This window comes from Pseudomonadaceae bacterium SI-3, assembly GCA_004010935.1.
In the GTDB taxonomy this organism is placed as follows: domain Bacteria; phylum Pseudomonadota; class Gammaproteobacteria; order Pseudomonadales; family Pseudomonadaceae; genus Stutzerimonas.
In genome coordinates this window covers 3,134,234-3,151,596 of record CP026511.1, presented here as the reverse complement: position 1 = coordinate 3,151,596, position 17,363 = coordinate 3,134,234, and the positions used below count along the sequence as shown (strand labels likewise).

The 17,363-nt window shown below is 59.8% G+C and carries 21 protein-coding genes; 19 read left to right on the top strand and 2 right to left on the bottom strand.

The features are described from left to right. Window positions 1-111 precede the first annotated feature (111 nt). The 6 genes from C1896_14775 to C1896_14750 all read left to right on the top strand — a co-directional run bounded on the left by C1896_14775 (window position 112) and on the right by C1896_14750 (window position 4,297). Window positions 112-939: a flagellar motor protein MotD gene (locus C1896_14775; GenBank protein AZZ46050.1), complete on the top strand. Its 828-nt coding sequence runs from the start codon at window positions 112-114 to the stop codon at window positions 937-939. A 90-nt stretch (window positions 940-1,029) separates the two neighbouring features. Beyond that, window positions 1,030-1,818, top strand: a complete 789-nt coding sequence (locus C1896_14770) for a cobalamin biosynthesis protein CobQ (protein AZZ46049.1) — start codon at window positions 1,030-1,032, stop codon at window positions 1,816-1,818. Between the two features lie 86 nt (window positions 1,819-1,904). After that, window positions 1,905-2,729, top strand: coding sequence for a chemotaxis protein CheW (locus C1896_14765; protein AZZ46048.1), 825 nt, complete (start codon window positions 1,905-1,907; stop codon window positions 2,727-2,729). Between the two features lie 85 nt (window positions 2,730-2,814). Beyond that, window positions 2,815-3,294, top strand: a complete 480-nt coding sequence (locus tag C1896_14760) for a chemotaxis protein CheW (GenBank protein ID AZZ46047.1) — start codon at window positions 2,815-2,817, stop codon at window positions 3,292-3,294. 3 nt (window positions 3,295-3,297) lie between these two features. After that, entirely contained in the window at window positions 3,298-3,711 is a 414-nt protein-coding gene (locus tag C1896_14755; protein ID AZZ46046.1) for a DUF2802 domain-containing protein, read from the top strand. A gap of 145 nt (window positions 3,712-3,856) precedes the next feature. After that, window positions 3,857-4,297, top strand: a complete 441-nt coding sequence (locus C1896_14750) for a sulfurtransferase (GenBank protein AZZ46045.1) — start codon at window positions 3,857-3,859, stop codon at window positions 4,295-4,297. Here the strand turns inward: C1896_14750 and C1896_14745 are convergent. Both C1896_14745 and C1896_14740 read right to left on the bottom strand, forming a co-directional pair. Further along, entirely contained in the window at window positions 4,278-4,601 is a 324-nt protein-coding gene (locus C1896_14745) for a flagellar biosynthesis protein FlhB (GenBank protein AZZ46044.1), read from the bottom strand. The two genes, C1896_14750 and C1896_14745, sit on opposite strands and share 20 nt — an antisense overlap. After that, the gene (locus C1896_14740) at window positions 4,598-6,121 is read right to left on the bottom strand and encodes a flagellar hook-length control protein FliK (protein AZZ46043.1); all 1,524 of its coding nucleotides are present in this window, start codon (window positions 6,119-6,121) and stop codon (window positions 4,598-4,600) included. Before C1896_14740 ends, C1896_14745 begins: the two co-directional genes overlap by 4 nt. Window positions 6,122-6,250: 129 nt before the next feature. Here C1896_14740 and C1896_14735 point away from each other — a divergent pair, with 129 nt between their 5' ends. From C1896_14735 to C1896_14675, 13 genes are all read left to right on the top strand, one after another. Then, the gene (locus C1896_14735; GenBank protein ID AZZ46042.1) at window positions 6,251-6,886 is read left to right on the top strand and encodes a heme ABC transporter ATP-binding protein CcmA; all 636 of its coding nucleotides are present in this window, start codon (window positions 6,251-6,253) and stop codon (window positions 6,884-6,886) included. Continuing rightward, the gene (gene ccmB, locus C1896_14730) at window positions 6,883-7,554 is read left to right on the top strand and encodes a heme exporter protein CcmB (protein ID AZZ46041.1); all 672 of its coding nucleotides are present in this window, start codon (window positions 6,883-6,885) and stop codon (window positions 7,552-7,554) included. Before C1896_14735 ends, ccmB begins: the two co-directional genes overlap by 4 nt. Before the next feature lie 155 nt (window positions 7,555-7,709). Then, the gene (locus C1896_14725; protein AZZ46040.1) at window positions 7,710-8,462 is read left to right on the top strand and encodes a heme ABC transporter permease; all 753 of its coding nucleotides are present in this window, start codon (window positions 7,710-7,712) and stop codon (window positions 8,460-8,462) included. Next, window positions 8,459-8,635: a heme exporter protein CcmD gene (gene ccmD, locus C1896_14720; protein AZZ46039.1), complete on the top strand. Its 177-nt coding sequence runs from the start codon at window positions 8,459-8,461 to the stop codon at window positions 8,633-8,635. The genes C1896_14725 and ccmD overlap by 4 nt, the downstream gene beginning before the upstream one ends. After that, the gene (locus tag C1896_14715; protein ID AZZ46038.1) at window positions 8,632-9,099 is read left to right on the top strand and encodes a cytochrome c maturation protein CcmE; all 468 of its coding nucleotides are present in this window, start codon (window positions 8,632-8,634) and stop codon (window positions 9,097-9,099) included. Before ccmD ends, C1896_14715 begins: the two co-directional genes overlap by 4 nt. Then, entirely contained in the window at window positions 9,096-11,069 is a 1,974-nt protein-coding gene (locus tag C1896_14710; GenBank protein AZZ46037.1) for a heme lyase NrfEFG subunit NrfE, read from the top strand. Before C1896_14715 ends, C1896_14710 begins: the two co-directional genes overlap by 4 nt. 1 nt (window position 11,070) lies before the next feature. Further along, on the top strand, window positions 11,071-11,601 hold the full coding sequence (locus tag C1896_14705; protein ID AZZ46036.1) for a DsbE family thiol:disulfide interchange protein: 531 nt from the start codon (window positions 11,071-11,073) through the stop codon (window positions 11,599-11,601). Continuing rightward, window positions 11,598-12,071, top strand: coding sequence for a cytochrome c-type biogenesis protein CcmH (locus tag C1896_14700; protein ID AZZ46035.1), 474 nt, complete (start codon window positions 11,598-11,600; stop codon window positions 12,069-12,071). Before C1896_14705 ends, C1896_14700 begins: the two co-directional genes overlap by 4 nt. Then, on the top strand, window positions 12,068-13,288 hold the full coding sequence (gene ccmI / locus C1896_14695; GenBank protein ID AZZ46034.1) for a c-type cytochrome biogenesis protein CcmI: 1,221 nt from the start codon (window positions 12,068-12,070) through the stop codon (window positions 13,286-13,288). Before C1896_14700 ends, ccmI begins: the two co-directional genes overlap by 4 nt. Window positions 13,289-13,315: 27 nt before the next feature. Continuing rightward, entirely contained in the window at window positions 13,316-13,747 is a 432-nt protein-coding gene (locus C1896_14690; GenBank protein AZZ46033.1) for a hypothetical protein, read from the top strand. Window positions 13,748-13,873: 126 nt separating this feature from the next. Further along, window positions 13,874-14,170, top strand: coding sequence for a flagellar protein FliT (locus C1896_14685; GenBank protein AZZ46032.1), 297 nt, complete (start codon window positions 13,874-13,876; stop codon window positions 14,168-14,170). Between the two features lie 402 nt (window positions 14,171-14,572). Then, window positions 14,573-16,042: a sigma-54-dependent Fis family transcriptional regulator gene (locus C1896_14680; GenBank protein ID AZZ46031.1), complete on the top strand. Its 1,470-nt coding sequence runs from the start codon at window positions 14,573-14,575 to the stop codon at window positions 16,040-16,042. A 116-nt stretch (window positions 16,043-16,158) separates the two neighbouring features. Next, the gene (locus C1896_14675; GenBank protein AZZ46030.1) at window positions 16,159-17,361 is read left to right on the top strand and encodes a PAS domain-containing sensor histidine kinase; all 1,203 of its coding nucleotides are present in this window, start codon (window positions 16,159-16,161) and stop codon (window positions 17,359-17,361) included. Window positions 17,362-17,363: the final 2 nt, after the last annotated feature.

Genomic DNA, 17,363 nt, shown 5'->3' with positions numbered 1-17,363 from the left:
GCTGCGGTCCTGGGAACGAAGATGGAAAAGGCTCCAGTCAAGACGATCATCCGCTCAGGCTCTGAAAAGCCTAGCTCGATGAGTTGCGCGCTAAACGCTGGAGGCATCTGAATGGCCCGTCGCCGCACTCACGAAGAGCCGGAGAATCACGAACGTTGGCTGGTGTCCTACGCGGATTTCATCACCCTGCTGTTTGCTTTCTTCGTGGTGATGTATTCGATCTCTTCGCTCAACGAGGGCAAATACAAGATTCTGTCCGATTCGTTGGTAGGCGTTTTCAATCAGGTCGACCGAGCGGTCAAGCCGATTCCGATCGGTGAAGAGAGACCACGCACCACGCAGCCGGATGCATCTCAGATCGACGAGCCGCAATCGTCTCAGCAGCCAATCGATCCGCTGCAAAGCATCATGCAGAGCATGCAGGCGGCCTTTGCCGATCTGATCGATTCGAAGCAACTGACGATTCGCGGCAACGAGCTCTGGGTTGAAATCGAACTGAATTCGAGCCTGCTGTTTCCCAGCGGCGATGCGTTGCCTAACGATCATGCGTTCGATCTGCTAGAGAAGATTGCCGGGATTCTGGCGCCTTTCGACAATCCCATCCATGTCGAAGGATTCACCGATAACCTGCCGATCAACACCGAAAAGTTTCCTACCAACTGGGAGCTTTCCGCCGCACGTGCAGGCAGTGTGGTGCGAATGCTAGCGGCCGACGGTGTCGACCCGGCACGCCTGGCCGCAGTGGGTTACGGCGAATTTCAACCCATTGCGGATAATTCGACCGCCGAGGGCAGGGCGCGTAATCGTCGGGTGATTCTGGTTGTTTCACGCAACCTGGACGTTCGCCGCAGCGTCAGTGGCGTGGGAAGTGGGAATGCTCGACCTGTCGGGGTGGCCCCGCAACCTGGCACACAACGTGCTGTTCCTTCTGATCGTTAGGTGCCGCTCGCGGCGTCGTCAATTCTCCGTCGCCGGCCAAGGCCGAGACGGCCGATCCCGGTCTGGTTCGATCCGGATGGAAAGACACATATGAGAGTCTGGGCTGTAGCCAATCAAAAAGGTGGAGTGGGCAAGACCACTACCTCCATAGCACTCGCCGGTTTGCTGGCCGATTCGGGCAAGCGGGTCGTGGCGCTGGATCTCGACCCCCATGGCTCGATGACGAGCTATTTCGGTCATGACCCGGATAACCTCGATCACAGCGTCTTCGATCTGTTCCAACACCAGGGCACGGTTCCCGAAGGTTTGCCTTGGCAACTGCTGCTGCCGACGAGCCACGAGCGCCTTTCCCTCTTGCCATCCAGCACGGTACTGGCGACGCTGGAGCGTCAGTCCCCCGGCCAGAACGGTCTCGGTCTGGTCATCGCCAAGAGTCTTTCTCAGCTCTGGCAGGATTTCGACTACGCCATCATCGATAGCCCGCCGCTGCTTGGGGTCCTGATGGTAAACGCGCTGGCAGCCAGCCAGCAGTTGATCATTCCGGTGCAGACTGAGTTTCTGGCTATGAAGGGCTTGGAGCGGATGGTCAGCACGCTGAGCATGATCAATCGGTCGCGCCGGCAGGCCTTGCCTTACACCATCGTGCCGACGATGTTCGATCGCCGCACTGCAGCCTCGATGAGCACACTCAGGGTCTTGCGTAATGGCTACCAGGACAACCTCTGGCAAGCCTTCATTCCGATCGATACACGTTTGCGCGATGCCAGTCGTGCCGGTTTGACGCCGTCCCAGCATGATCCGAGCAGCCGGGGCGTGCTCGCCTATCGCGCGCTGCTCAAAACACTGCTGGCGGCTCAAGCTTCGCCTCAGGAGGCCTGAATGACGACGTACGGCCGCGTTCGCCGTTCAAGTTCGACATGGGTGCGGCCGATAGCCTATCCAGTGGGTTCGCACGAGTTGGTTCCATGAGTAGTACCGTTCTTAAAGAAAGCCGATCGCAACAGACGCTGCAGTCATATCTCGACGCCCTGTTGCAGGACGCCGTCATTGGATTGGCCGAATCGGTCAGTGCAGACGAGTTTCAGGCTGCCGTGCTCGAGGAGCAACAGCGCGATACACAGCGGGTGGTTGCGCTGCGCCCGGTTACTCCGCCCGAACCCAAAGCTGTTGCCGTTCCGGTGATAGTCGAGGCGCAGCCGTTGCTCGAATTGCCACCCGAGTTACCCGCGAAAGCGCCGCCTGTACCAGTCGAACCCGTTGCTATTCTTGAGTCGCAGGGCCAAGCGCCGGGCGGTCCGCCAGCGATCCTGAGCCGCCAGCCAGAGTGGGGCGAGGAGCCGTTCGAGTGCCTATTGTTCGACGTGGCCGGGCTGACGCTGGCGGTGCCGCTGGTCAGTCTCGGCTCGATCTATCCGCTTGCCGGGCAGGAGCTGACGCCGTTGTTCGGCCAGCCGGCCTGGTTCCTCGGCATCTTGCCGAGCCAGGCTGGCAATCTGAAAGTCCTGGATACCGCACGCTGGGTGATGGCTGAGCGGTATCGCGATGATTTCCGCGACGGGCTTCAGTATGTGATTTCGGTGCAGGGCTATGAGTGGGGGCTGGCAGTGCATCAGGTCAGCCGCTCGATTCGTCTGGACCCGAAGGAAGTGAAGTGGCGCACTCAGCGTACTCAGCGCCCTTGGCTCGCTGGGACGGTGATTGACCACATGTGTGCGCTGGTGGACGTGACCGCGCTCGCCGAGCTGATCGCCAGTGGAGCGACCCGACATCTCAAGGGCGTTCCGTCGTAACGACTTGAACAAACAGAGGGGCACGCAAGCGCCCCGAGTAACCGATAGAATCAACCGCCAGTGCGGTACATGAAGAGGTGGGGCTATGAAGATGACTTCCGCACAGGGTTCCGATGATCCGGTCCTGCAATGGGTAACCTTCCGTCTGGATAATGAGACCTATGGCATCAACGTGATGCAGGTCCAGGAAGTGCTGCGCTATACCGAAATCGCCCCCGTGCCGGGTGCGCCCAGCTATGTGCTGGGCATCATCAACCTGCGCGGCAACGTCGTCACGGTGATCGATACGCGCCAGCGCTTTGGTCTCGACACGGCGCCGGTATCGGACAACACCCGTATTGTCATCATAGAGGCTGACCGCCAAGTGGTCGGCATCCTGGTCGACAGCGTTGCCGAGGTGGTCTACCTGCGCCAATCGGAGATCGAAACCGCACCGAACGTCGGTAACGATGAATCCGCGAAGTTTATCCAAGGCGTGTGCAACAAGAACAATGAGCTGCTGATTCTGGTCGAACTGGACAAGATGATGAGCGAAGAAGAATGGGCGGAACTTGAGAGCATCTGAAACATGATCGCGTCGCTGGTAGCGGCGGTCGTTGCGCTTGCCTTGTGCTGCCTCGCATTGCTCGGTTGCTGCATCTGGCTGTTCCGCCGCCAGCGCCAGCAGGCAGAAACGCAAGCGCTCGCAGACGCTGCCCGTGACCAGCGCATCAAGGCGCTCACCACCCGGTTGGATAACTACCTGGAAAGCAACGTTCGGATGGGCAAAGACCTGCATGAGCTGTCGCGCATCGTTGCCCCGTTGCCAGAAAAGCTGGGCCAGCTCGAGCAGCGCGATCCGAACAATTTCTCCTTTTCCCAAGCGGCGAAACTGGTTGGTATGGGTGCCAGCGTCGATGATTTGACGCAATCCTGCGGTCTGTCCCAGTCCGAAGCCGAGCTGATGCGCAAGTTGCATCAGGCGCGCCGCAATCGTGACTAGTGCCAGGAGGTATATCGCCGCCCTCCGGTGACAACCGTCGGCCCTCTGGCCGTGGGAGTGAACGATATGACTATTGCTTCCTCCAAACTGGACAAGGTTTCGCCATGTCTGGTGCAGCCCTGTGCCCGAGGGCAAGGAGGATGTGATGCTGCGCATTCTAATGCTGTGCCTGCTGGCGAGCCCTGCTTGGCTCTGCGCAGCGGAAGCGCCGGCGCAAGTAAATGGCGCAATGACCGTCAATGTTTACCAGGCTCGGCAGCTCCATGCGCTTGGCGCCGTGTTCATCGACGTGCGCCCGCGGCACGAGTGGGCCTGGGGCCACGTTGAGGGCGCGGTGCACATGAGTCTAGCGCGTGAGTTCTTCGGACTGTCGCGGACCGAATGGCCAAGAAGCGTCCCTCTGGTGGTCTACTGCAACAGCGAGGTCTGTCCGGCCAGTGCCGAGGCGGTTCGCCTCGCGGTCGCGTGGGGTTACCAGCACGTGTTTTACTTCCGAGAAGGCTATTTCGCGTGGATGCTGGCTGATTTTCCTCAGGAGAAGGGCCAGATCAACAGCATCGCAACGCTTAATGCCCAGGCCCATTGAGCCGCGGGACGTCCGGTGTGTCTTTGGGACCGCTAAAGCCTGGCGGACATTTGCCTTTCAGGTACCAGGCGAAGGCGATGATCTCGGCGATGGTGCGATAGAGCGCTTCCGGAATCGCATCGCCCAGTTCCAGGCGCGCCAGCAATTTAACCAGTTCGGCATTTTCGTAGATCGGCACGTCGTGTTCGCGGGCGATAGCCAGTATCGCTTCGGCCAATTCGTCGTCCCCCTTCGCTGAAAGGGTTGGTGCGGTGGCGCCATCATAGGTGAGAGCGATGGCCTGGCGCGATGTGCGGGTGGTCATGCGGTTTCATCCACGAAGCGTTGATCCAATGAAGTACGCGGCCCCTGCGGCGGCGTTCCCTGCCGGCAGGCCAGTTCGCCGACATTCAACCCGGCCGTGACCAGGCGTTGGCGTAGGTGCTCGAGCTCTGCCGAGATCAGCTCGGCGGTACCGCTGCGCTCGGCCCAGATCTGGCTCGAAAGGCTACCCTGAAGCAATTGTGCCTGGACTTGCAGCGGGCCGAGGGGAGCGACATCGAATGCGAGCTCGACCTTCCACAGCGTTTCCGGTTTGTCCTTGCGGTTTTGCTGAGACTCTTCTTCACGTTGGAATTTCACCTGCAGTGGCACGATATCGCGCTGGTCGCGCATCGGTACCTCAAGCTGCCAGGTTGTGACCTGGGTACCGTCCGGGTTGGTCTGCGTCTGGGCAAGGCTGGACAACTGATGTGTCTGTAGCCGCGACACTGCAGCCGCGGCCAGTTTTAGCAGGATCTCAAGGTCGGCTTCTTCATCGGCGTTGGGCAGCAGTCGGCTCGGCAAAGGGAAGTTTTGCGCCAACTGGCGCGGATTTGGCTGGCCAAGCGCACCGAGTGCATTACGGGCGAAAGCCGGCAGAGCCTGGCCGAGGTTTGCACCGGCCTGCGCCGCTGTTAGCGGCCCTCCACCCGGCAGGCCCGGTAGTTGCGCGATTAGGCGTAGCAGAGCGGCTTTCATGTCTGTCGGCAGATTGCTTGCTTCGCCACGCAGAAGACTACTTTCGAGAAACACCCCGCTGCGCGCCAATGCCTGCGCCAACGTCTTGGTATCGCCAAGCTGTTGCATATCCGGCACCAGGCCGAGCAGCCGCTCGGCTGCCCCGCGCAACTGGTCGGGCAGAGCCGAGCTGGATCCGAGCGCGCTGAGCAGCCCCTCAATCGAGCCTTGGCGGCCATGCTGCGCGGTCAGCTGTTGACCTAGCACCAACTGATCGAGGCGGCCACTCAGTGGCACGAAAGCCAACGACTGGTCGCCCTGAACGCGTGCTGTGATCAGGCTGCCCGGCGTGAGCGGCATAGCGGATTCGACGTTGAGCTTCTGTCCAGCGAGCGGCGAATTGAGCAGAGTGATCACGACCTTGAAAAGAACCTTGCCGTCCTGCTGGGTCTGCTGGCTGGCCGTCACCTTCCCTTGCACCACGCTGCCCATTGGCAGTTGCGAAAGATCGATGCTGCTCTGCGGCTGGCGATGGCCGGGCTGCAGCGTGGCCATCAGGCGCGAATCGGACACGGCGGTGATGAGCAGGGCGGCTCCGGGAGTGGCAGCCTTCGGGCTGGTCGTTTCGACCGTTGCCTGTCGTCCGTTGGTCAGGGTCAGGCGCAGCGTCAGCTGAAAGCTCTGCAGCGCCTCCTTGATACTGATGACTTCCGCCTCGGCACTCTCGCCAGCGGCAAGCAGTCCCTGCATCGGCTGTAGCAATTTCAACGCGAGGTCAGCAGGCGCCACTGCCGGGCGAGCTGGACCAGCGGCGGGAATTGCCTGAGTGCTTTTGATCTCGGTCATCTTACTTAAATGCTCTTACAACCTTTCTACGTTGTGGTCTTTGGCGCTAGGGTTCGGCATGTATAATTCCGCCGCCCGCCCGATCACGATGTAGCGGCCGGGCTCCTTTCATCTTGAGGTTGCCCTAGCGTGTCCAGTCCCTTTCTTGAAACTGTGGCGCTTTCCTGCGAGCGAGACTGGCGCCTGCTGTTCGAGAGGTTAGACCTGCAGATCGTCAAAGGGGAAATGTTGCAGATCGCCGGCCCCAATGGCAGTGGCAAGACGAGCTTGCTGCGGTTGCTGTCTGGCTTGATGCAGCCAACCGCCGGGGAGGTCTTGCTACAGGGGAAAACGCTAGAAAGCCAGCGCGGCGAATTGGCCCGCAATTTGTTGTGGATCGGTCATGCGGCTGGCATCAAGGGCTTGCTAAGCGCCGAGGAAAATCTCACCTGGCTATGCGCATTGCATCAGCCGGCGTCGCGTGATGCGATCTGGCAGGCGCTTGATGCTGTGGGGCTGCGCGGTTTCGAAGACGTGCCCTGCCATACGCTCTCCGCCGGTCAACAACGCCGGGTTGGGTTGGCCCGGCTGTACCTATCGCCGCCCCCTTTGTGGATTCTTGATGAGCCCTTCACGGCGCTCGATAAGGGTGGCGTGGCCCAGCTTGAACGGCATCTGGCGACCCACTGCGAACAAGGCGGCATGGTCGTGCTGACCACTCATCATTCGCTCGTTGAGAAACCCGCGGGCTTCCGCGAGATCGATCTGGGGCAGCGAGCCGTATGAGCAACGTCTTTACGCTGTTGCTGGCTCGCGAAAGTCGGCTGTTGTTCCGTCGACCGGCAGAACTGGCCAATCCATTGGTGTTCTTTGCCATCGTCATCGCGCTGTTCCCGCTGGCGGTCGGTCCTGAGTCGCAGCTGTTGCAGACTATTTCGCCCGGGCTGATCTGGGTCGCCGCGTTATTGGCAGTGCTGCTTTCGCTGGACGGCCTGTTTCGCAGTGATTTCGAAGATGGATCGCTTGAGCAGTGGGTCGTTTCGCCGCACCCCTTGGCGCTTCTGGTTCTCGCCAAGGTGCTGGCACACTGGATGTTCTCCGGATTGGCGCTGGTGCTTCTGGCGCCGTTGCTGGGCCTCATGCTGGGCATGCCGGTCAGCGCACTGCCGGTGCTGCTGATGTCGCTGCTGCTAGGTACGCCGGTGCTGAGCCTGTTGGGGGCAGTCGGGGCGGCCTTGACCGTCGGGCTCAAGCGCGGCGGTTTGCTGCTGGCGCTGCTTATCCTCCCGCTATATATCCCCGTTTTGATCCTGGGCAGCGGAGCATTGCAGGCAGCCCTGCAAGGGTTGCCTGCGCTCGGTTATCTGTTGTGGCTTTCCAGCTTGACTGCCCTGGCAGTTACCCTGACACCCTTTGCAATAGCGGCCGGCCTGAGAATCAGCGTCGGCGAATGACGGATTGGCAGAATGTTTCTATCCAATAGCGGAACGCAGTTAGCCGATGCGAGGCGAGCGGTTATCGCAACGATGGGTTTCATGATTCCGAACAAGCGGCGGTTGCCCCGTTTCGGCGCAGTATCGGCAAACGTAGCAGGCGTGAGGCAGGCTCTATGAACTGGACATGGTTCCACAAGCTGGGTTCGCCTAAATGGTTCTACGGCATCAGCGGTCGTTGGCTGCCATGGTTGACCTGGGCCGCATTGTTGTTGGTTGGGGTCGGGGTGGTCTGGGGCTTGGCGTTTGCGCCGCAGGATTATCAGCAGGGCAACAGTTTCCGGATTATCTATATCCACGTTCCGGCAGCGTTTCTAGCACAGTCTATTTATGTGATGCTGGCGGTGGCGGGGCTGGTCGGTCTGGTGTGGAAAATGAAACTGGCCGACGTTGCGCTCCAGCAAGCGGCGCCCATTGGTGCCTGGATGACCTTCATCGCATTGGTCACCGGTGCGGTGTGGGGCAAGCCCACCTGGGGGGCTTGGTGGGTGTGGGATGCACGTCTGACTTCGATGCTGATCCTGCTGTTTCTGTATTTCGGCATCATTGCGCTGGGGCAGGCCATCACCAATCGAGACAGCGCAGCCAAGGCTTGTGCCGTGCTCTCGATCGTGGGAGTAGTGAACATCCCGATCATCAAATATTCGGTGGAATGGTGGAACACGCTTCACCAACCGGCCACCTTCACCGTGACGGAAAAGCCGGCCATGCCGATGGAAATGTGGCTGCCTCTGCTGGTTATGGTGCTGGGCTTTTACTGTTTCTTTGCTGTGGTTCTGCTGATGCGCATGCGCCTCGAGGTGCTACGGCGTGAGTCGAGAAGCAGCTGGGTCAAAGCGGAAGTGAAAGCACTGGTGGGTAAAGCATGAATTTTTCGTCGTTTTCGGAATTCATCGCCATGGGTAACCATGGTCTGTACGTTTGGACGTCCTACGGCATCAGCCTGGCGGTTCTGATTCTCAACGTGGCGCTGCCAGTCATGGCGCGTCGGCGTTATCTGCAAGACGAGGCGCGTCGTTTGCGCCGGGAGGAAATGAAGTGAATCCTGTGCGCAAGAAGCGTCTGTTCATCATTCTGGCGATTCTGGCTGGCGTCGGTGTTGCGGTAACGCTGGCATTGTCCGCCCTGCAAGAGAATATCAACCTCTTCTACACACCGACGCAGATCGCGGCAGGCGAAGCGCCTGAAGGCACGCGAATTCGGGCAGGCGGTATGGTCGAAGAGGGCTCGGTACAACGCAGTAACGATTCGCTGACGGTGACCTTTCGTGTCACCGATTATGCCGAAGCGGTCACTATCCAGTACCAGGGGATCTTGCCTGATCTGTTTCGTGAGGGGCAGGGCATCGTTGCCTTGGGGCGCGTGAACGCGGACGGCGTCCTGGTCGCTGACGAAGTGCTGGCCAAGCATGACGAAAACTACATGCCGCCTGAAGTCACCGCAGCGCTGGAGAAAAGTGGCAAGAGCAAGCCCTACAGCGGTGGCGAGCAGGAGTACGCGAAATGATCCCTGAACTCGGTCATCTCGCGATGATTCTGGCGCTGTGTCTGGCCGTTGTGCAGGGCACGCTGCCGCTGATCGGTGCCTGGCGCGGCGACAGCCAATGGATGGGGCTGGCGCAACCGGCCGCCTGGGGCCAGTTTTCATTTTTGGCGTTTTCTTTCGCCTGTCTCACCTATGCCTTCATGGTGGACGATTTCTCCGTTGCTTACGTGGCGCAGAATTCCAACAGCGCTTTGCCCTGGTACTACAAGTTCAGCGCCGTATGGGGCGCACACGAGGGCTCGCTATTACTGTGGGCGTTCATTCTGTCCGGCTGGACCTTCGCGGTTGCGATCTTCTCGCGCCAGTTGCCGGAGGACATGCTGGCGCGGGTGTTGGGTGTAATGGGTCTGATTAGCATCGGCTTTTTGCTGTTCCTGATCGTCACGTCGAATCCGTTCGAGCGGCTGCTGCCGCAGGCGCCGATGGACGGGCGAGATCTCAACCCGCTGCTTCAGGACTTCGGGCTGGTGGTGCATCCACCCATGCTCTACATGGGCTATGTCGGCTTCTCGGTAGCTTTTGCGTTCGCCATCGCCGCATTGCTGGGTGGACGCCTGGACGCGGCCTGGGCGCGCTGGTCGCGTCCCTGGACGTTGATCGCCTGGGCCTTTCTGGGTACCGGTATCGCCCTGGGTTCCTGGTGGGCCTACTATGAGCTCGGCTGGGGCGGCTGGTGGTTCTGGGACCCAGTAGAAAACGCATCCTTCATGCCGTGGTTGGTGGGCACCGCTTTGATCCACTCGCTGGCGGTTACGGAAAAGCGTGGCGTGTTCAAAAGCTGGACCGTCTTGCTGGCAATCGCTGCTTTCTCGCTCAGCTTGCTAGGCACTTTTCTGGTCCGCTCTGGGGTGCTTACGTCGGTACATGCCTTCGCCACCGACCCGGCGCGCGGCGTCTTCATTCTGGCTTTTCTTCTGGTAGTGATCGGCGGCTCGCTCACGCTGTTTGCACTGCGTGCGCCGGTTGTAAAGAGCCAGATCGGTTTTGGCCTGTGGTCGCGTGAAACGCTGCTGCTGGTAAATAACCTGCTGTTGGTTGTTGCCACCTCGATGATTCTGCTGGGCACCTTGTATCCGCTGCTGCTAGACGCACTATCCGATACCAAGCTTTCGGTCGGCCCGCCTTATTTCAACGCGATGTTCCTGCCGCTGGTTGGCGCCCTGATGCTTGCCCTTGGTGTGGGCGTGCTGGTGCGCTGGAAGAACACGCCGGTCAAATGGTTGATCGGCATGCTGACCCCCGTGCTGATCACCAGCGCCATTCTTGGCGGTCTGGGCTCGATGCTCTTCGGTGACTTCCACTGGGCTGTGCTGGCTGTATGCATGCTTGCCGGCTGGGTGGTGAGCGCTGGTGTGCGCGATATCCTCGACAAGACCCGCCACAAGGGATTGCTGAAGGGATTGCGTAGCCTTGCGCCGAGTTACTGGGGCATGCAGCTAGCGCATTTCGGTCTGGTGGTCTGCGCGTTGGGTGTGGTGCTGACGAGTCAGCAGAGCGACGAGCGCGATCTGCGCCTGGCTCCAGGCGAGTCGCTGCAGCTCGGTGGTTACAGTTTCGTGTTCGACGGTGCCAAGCACTTCGAAGGTCCCAACTTCACCTCTGACAAAGGCACCATTCGCGTCTTCGAAGGTGACAAGCAGGTGGCGACACTGTATCCGGAGAAACGCCTCTACACCGTGCAACAGATGCCGATGACCGAAGCGGGCATTGACGCGGGCTTCACTCGGGATCTCTACGTGGCGTTGGGTGAGCCGCTGGAAAACGGTGCTTGGGCGGTCCGGGTGCATATCAAGCCGTTCGTGCGCTGGATCTGGTTAGGTGCGCTGATGATGTCGCTGGGGGGCGTGCTGTCGGTGAGCGACAAACGTTACCGGGTGAAGGTCAGGACCCGTGTACGCGAGGCGCTCGGTTTGGCGCAGCAAGGAGCCTGAGATGAAAAGATTGTTGATGTTGCTACCGCTGGCGATCTTCCTACTCGTCGCCGTGTTTCTTTATCGCGGTCTGTTTCTGGACCCGACCGAGTTGCCATCGGCGTTGATCGGCAAGCCGCTGCCTTCGTTCTCGCTGCCCTCGGTCGAGGATCCCCAGAGGGTCGTTACCGCCGAGGACATTAAGGGCAAGCCAGCGTTGGTTAACGTTTGGGCAACCTGGTGCGTCGCCTGCAAGGTCGAACACCCAGTGTTGAACAAGCTTGCAGAGCAGGGCGTGGTCATCCATGGCGTCAATTACAAGGATGACAATGCGGCAGCGCAGAAATGGCTTAAAGACTTTCACGATCCCTACCAGCTGAACATTCGCGACGAGCAGGGCAGCTTGGGGCTGGATCTGGGTGTGTATGGTGCGCCCGAAACCTTCTTCGTCGACAAGCAGGGCATCATCCGTCACAAGTATGTCGGCGTCATAGACGAGCGTGTTTGGCGTGAACAGCTTGCCGCGCTTTATCAACAACTGGTGGACGAATGAAGCAGCTGATTCAGGGGCTTCTGCTGACGCTGTGTCTGCTGGGCAGCGCGTCGGCTGCGATTGATGCCTACGAGTTCAAAAACGAGGCCGAGCGCGAGCGGTACCGGACGCTGGTGGAAGAGTTGCGCTGTCCGAAGTGCCAGAACCAGAACATTGCCGATTCCAATGCGCCGATCGCCATGGACCTGCGCCGTGAAATCTACCGCATGCTGGAAGAGGGGCAGAGCAACGAGCAGATCGTCGACTACCTGGTCGCCCGTTACGGCGACTTCGTTCTCTACAAACCGCCCGTCAATGCCAAAACGCTTGTTCTCTGGTATGGACCAATTGTCCTGCTGGTGATTGGATTCGCCGTCTTGGCGTTCATCCTGATACGTCGTCGCCGTGCGTCCGATAAGCCCGCGTCGAACACCCTTTCCGAGGCCGAGCGTGAGCGCCTGGCCACGTTGTTGGATAGAAAAGAACCATGATCGATTTCTGGATAGGTGCAGGCCTGCTGCTGCTGGCCGCCCTGGCGTTCCTGCTGCTGCCGTTGTTGCGTGGGCGTGGTGTACAGGCCGAAGAAGACCGGACGGCGTTGAATGTCGCGCTTTACCAGGAGCGGCTTGGAGAGCTGGCGGCGCAACAGGCGGCCGGAACCCTTGATTCAGAACAGCTCGAGGCCGGGCGCGCCGATGCGGCGCGCGAGTTGCTTGATGACACCGAGGGCACCACCACTACTCGCCACAATAACCATTTGGGTCGGGCTGTGCCGCTGATCGCGGCTATCCTTGTGCCTTTGGTTGGATATGGTCTCTACCTGCACTGGGGTGCGAGCGACAAGCTGCAGTTGGCGCGGGAGTTCACTGAGCAGCCCGCGACGATGGAGGAGATGGTCGGACGGCTGGAGCGTGCCGTGAAGGCTCAGCCCGAGTCTGCGGAGGCCTGGTATTTCCTGGCCAAGACCTATATGAACCGAGAGCGCCCAGCGGATGCTGCTACCGCTTTCGAGCAGGTCATCAAGCTGGCGGGGCGTCAGCCGGAACTCCTGGGTCAGTGGGCGCAGGCGCTCTATTTCGCTGGTGACCGTCAATGGTCCAAGCAGCTGCAGCAGCTGACCGACGAGGCATTAAGCGGTGATCCACACGAGGTCACTAGCCTCGGGCTGTTGGGTATCGCGGCCTACGAAGAAGAGCGGTTCGCGGAGGCGATAGGGTTTTGGGAGCGGTTGGTGGCAACGCTGCCTGCTGAAGATCCATCGCGTGATGCCATTCAGGGCGGTATCGCTCGTGCGCGCGAGCAGCTCGGCGAGTCGGCTCCGGCGAGCGTGACCAAACCGGCCGGCGAGATGGTTGCCGAGACCGGGGCGGGACTGACGGTCGAAGTGCAACTGGCTGCCGAGGTGGTCGACAAGGTTCGACCGACCGATGCCGTATTCATCTTCGCCCGTGCGTTGTCCGGCCCGCCGATGCCCTTGGCTGTGAAACGTATAACGGTTGCCGATTTACCCGCGACGGTTAACTTGAGTGATGCAGATGCAATGACTCCACAGCTTCGATTGTCCAACTTTGAACAAGTCAGATTGTTCGCCCGCGTATCCCGAGATGGGAACGCTACTCGCGGTGAGTGGCAAGGCAGTAGCGAACCGTTGGCGCCGGATGATGCGGATGCGGTCAAGCTGACTATCGACCAACCTGTAGCACCCTGATCGCAGGGGTTCGGGAGACGACTGATTATGCTGGAGGAGCGGGTTTCAACAAGGTTTCAGCGCCTGGCCAGAGTTAGCGCAGTAGTAACGCTGGCGTTGCTGCTTGGGGCCTGTGCGGGCAATCCTTACCAGGCGTCCGGACCTACACGCGACCCGGCACCGCCCGAATCGGCGCCGCCTCGCGAACCGGTTGCTACGCCTCCCCCAGTGCGCACCCCACCGGCACCGCGCCCGCCGGCAACCCAGAAAAGCCATCCACGTTATGCGCCGCCGCCTCATGCTGCTGCGCATTGGGACAACCGTCTGGGCGTCTACGTTGTGGAAGGGCAGGACTTGTTCTATCGCGAGCGTCTCTACTACCGCTGGGATGGCGACTGGTATTGCGCCGGTCGGCCTGGTGGTCCCTGGGAGCCGGTAGCGCCACCTAGCGTCCCAACGGGGCTGCGCAGCCTGCACTGACCGTACATTTTTCCGCTGTGGCAATTAAAGGCGACGTGGAGGTTGCCGATAAGGTATCAGGCGCCGCGGACAGAGGTTCAGGCGGTATCGGTTCGGCCTTGTTGCCAGTTCATTCGGAGCGGATTCATGAGTGCAGCAGTCAAACGTCTTGAGGAAACCGGCAACGCCTTGCGTGACGCCATGGCTCAGCAGGACTGGACAGCGATCAGCGTGCTTGACCTGCAATGCCGTCAAGTTGTTGAGGCTGCGATGGTCGAGCCTCGTGAGGACGACTCAGCAATTCGGCAGCGTCTGCAAGAGCTGGTGTATCTCTACCGTGAACTGGTCACCACTTGTCAGAGCGAGAAGCAGCGTGTTGCGGATGAGCTGATACAGCTCAACCAGTCGCAGCAAGGAGCCAACATTTACAAGTTATTCGGCTGATAGTTCCTGAAAGCTGCCGCGACCATTGGTCGCGGAGAGTTGCCGATTTTCACCGCCCGATTTTGACGGATCAGGTACACCAAAGCAGCTCAAACGCACGCGTTGGCGACGGTATTCTTAGCCGTACAGTTGAGCTTTCCGCTCGAAATCAGACGGTTCTGTCTCGATCTCCTGAGCTAGTCCAAACGCGCCAAAGCTGAACGCGTTATCTCCCGACTCGTTCCTAACGAGTTGCTCTACGTCAATAACAGAATGCATTCCTTGCTATTTTGTCGTTGAATCACGTCATAAATTTGACTCAGGCCGTTTTTTTTAATTAACTACCGGCTATCTGCCGATGGCGCTGCCGTTCTGCCAAGGACGAGTGCGGGCTTTCTTTCAGCCTCTAGAGCTATAAACAAGATGTGGCGTGAAACCAAAATTTTGTTGATAGACGACGATCAGGATCGTCGCCGGGATCTGACGGTCATTCTGAACTTTCTCAGCGAAGATCATTTGTCATGCGCCAGCAGCGATTGGCAGGCTGCGGTCGATTCACTGGAATCAAGCCGCAGCATACTCGGCGTGATGCTTGGTGATGTTGCAGCGAAGGGCGGCGCCGTGGAGTTGCTCAAGCAGATCAGCAAGTGGGACGAAAACCTGCCCCTGCTGTTGATTGGAGAGCCAGCACCGGCCGAATGGCCGGATGAGATACGCCAGCGCGTGCTAACTAGCCTCGAGATGCCGCCGAGCTACAACAAACTGCTCGATTCGCTTCACCGGGCCCAGATCTACCGGGACATGAACGATAAGGCGAAGGCGCGTGGTCGGCAGCGCGAGCCAAATCTGTTTCGTAGCCTGGTAGGCACCAGTCGTGCAGTTCAGCATGTACGTCAGATGATGCAGCAGGTTGCAGACACTGAAGCGAGCGTACTGATTCTCGGTGAGTCGGGAACCGGCAAAGAGGTTGTTGCACGCAACCTGCACTATCATTCCAAGCGTCGTAATGGGCCTTTCGTTCCTGTCAATTGCGGAGCGATTCCGGCGGAGTTGCTTGAGAGCGAGCTGTTCGGTCATGAAAAGGGGGCGTTTACCGGCGCGATCACCTCGCGAGCCGGTCGTTTCGAGCTGGCCGAAGGCGGGACGCTGTTCCTCGATGAGATCGGCGACATGCCGCTGCCTATGCAGGTCAAGCTGCTGCGCGTCCTGCAGGAGCGCACCTTCGAGCGCGTGGGCAGCAACCGTACGCAAAACGCCGACGTACGCATCATCGCTGCAACGCACAAAGACCTGGAAAAAATGATCGTGGATGGCAGCTTCCGCGAGGATCTCTATTACCGGCTTAACGTGTTTCCCATCGAAATGGCCCCTTTGCGCGAGCGCATCGAGGATATTCCGCTGCTGATGAACGAGCTCATCTCGCGCATGGAACACGAGAAGCGGGGCTCCATCCGTTTCAATTCGGCGGCGATCATGTCCCTCTGTCGCCACGATTGGCCCGGTAACGTACGGGAGCTGGCTAACCTCGTCGAGCGCATGGCCATCATGCACCCGTACGGCGTGATTGGTGTGATGGAGCTGCCAAAGAAATTCCGCCACGTCGATGACGACGATGAGCAGTACGCGACCAGCCTGCATGACGAGATGGAAGAGCGTGCAGCAATAAACGCCCCGATCATTCCGGCGGATGCGCATGCCATGCTTCCCGTAGAAGGCCTTGATTTGAAGGATTACCTGGGCAACCTAGAGCAAGGGCTTATCCAGCAGGCGCTGGAAGATGCAGGCGGCGTTGTGGCGCGTGCTGCAGAGCGTCTGCGGGTACGGCGAACCACGCTGGTAGAAAAGATGCGTAAATACGGAATGAACCGTCGCGAAGACGATCTCGACGAGTAATTTCCTTTGCCACGCCGCTCTTGCTTGCGGCGTGGCCCTTCCTTGATCTGTCATCTCGGGCATGATCCTTGCTGACCTTCACGTTACCGACCATCTTTTGACGGAAACGTGTGCCAGTGACTTCAGCGACCTGCTCTCCTGATCCCGTCCAATTCCCGGCCAAGGCCGGCTCAAGCGACGAGCTTGAACAATCGCTCGCACTGTTCCATCACATGTCCGGCCGGTTGGGCGAGTCCCAGTTCATGCTGCAGGCACGGGTAGCCGAGTTGAAGGATCAGCTTGCGGAGAGCGCTGCGCAGCGCCTGCAGGAATTCGACGAGAAGGAGCGCCTGGCGAGCCGCTTGCGAAGCCTGCTGGACCTGTTGCCTGGCGGTGTGATTGTCATCGACGGCCAGGGTATGGTTCGCGAAGCGAATCCGGTTGCGCTCGAGCTGCTTGGCGCACCGCTCGAAGGGGCGCTCTGGCGCGAGGTGATCGCGCGGAGTTTCTCGCCTCGTAGGGATGACGGTCACGAAATCTCATTGAGGGATGGGCGTCGCGTTTCTATCGCTACCCGTTCCTTGAACGTTGAGCCTGGGCAGCTGGTGCTGCTGACCGATCTGACGGAGACACGGCGGCTGCAAGAGCAACTGGCGCGTCATGAGCGTTTGTCTGCGCTGGGCCGTATGGTGGCGTCGCTGGCTCATCAGATCCGCACCCCGCTATCGACAGCACTGCTGTATGCAAGCCATCTGGAACAGGGCGGATTGTCGGTCGAGCATCAGCAGCGGTTTGCTGGTCGTTTGAAGGACCGGCTGAACGAGTTGGAACACCAGGTTCGTGACATGCTGGTTTTCGCGCGGGGTGATCTGCCGCTGGAGGACCGGCTAACACCCGCTGAGTTGCTGGGAGCGCTGCGTGCGGCGACCGAGATGAAGTTAGAGGGCGTCGCCGTTCGCTGGCAATGCGACGCCCGGACCGGTGCACTGTTGTGCAATCGCGACACCTTGGTCGGTGCACTGCTCAACCTGATCGAAAATGCGCTCCAGGCGGCGACTGGCGATACAAAACTGAAGGTTCATCTCTTTGCACGAGGTTCAATGCTGCGTATCAGCATCAGCGACAACGGTGTAGGCATCGATGCAGCGACCTTGGCCCGACTTGGCGAGCCCTTTTTCACCACACGGGCAACCGGGACCGGCCTCGGCCTGGCCGTCGTCAGCTCGGTAGCGCGAGCGCATTCGGGCGCGCTTGAACTGCGTTCTCGCCCGGGCAGAGGAACCTGCGCCACGTTGCAGCTACCGCTGCTTCCGCTGGCCTCGCTTGCACATTCGGAGTAGCC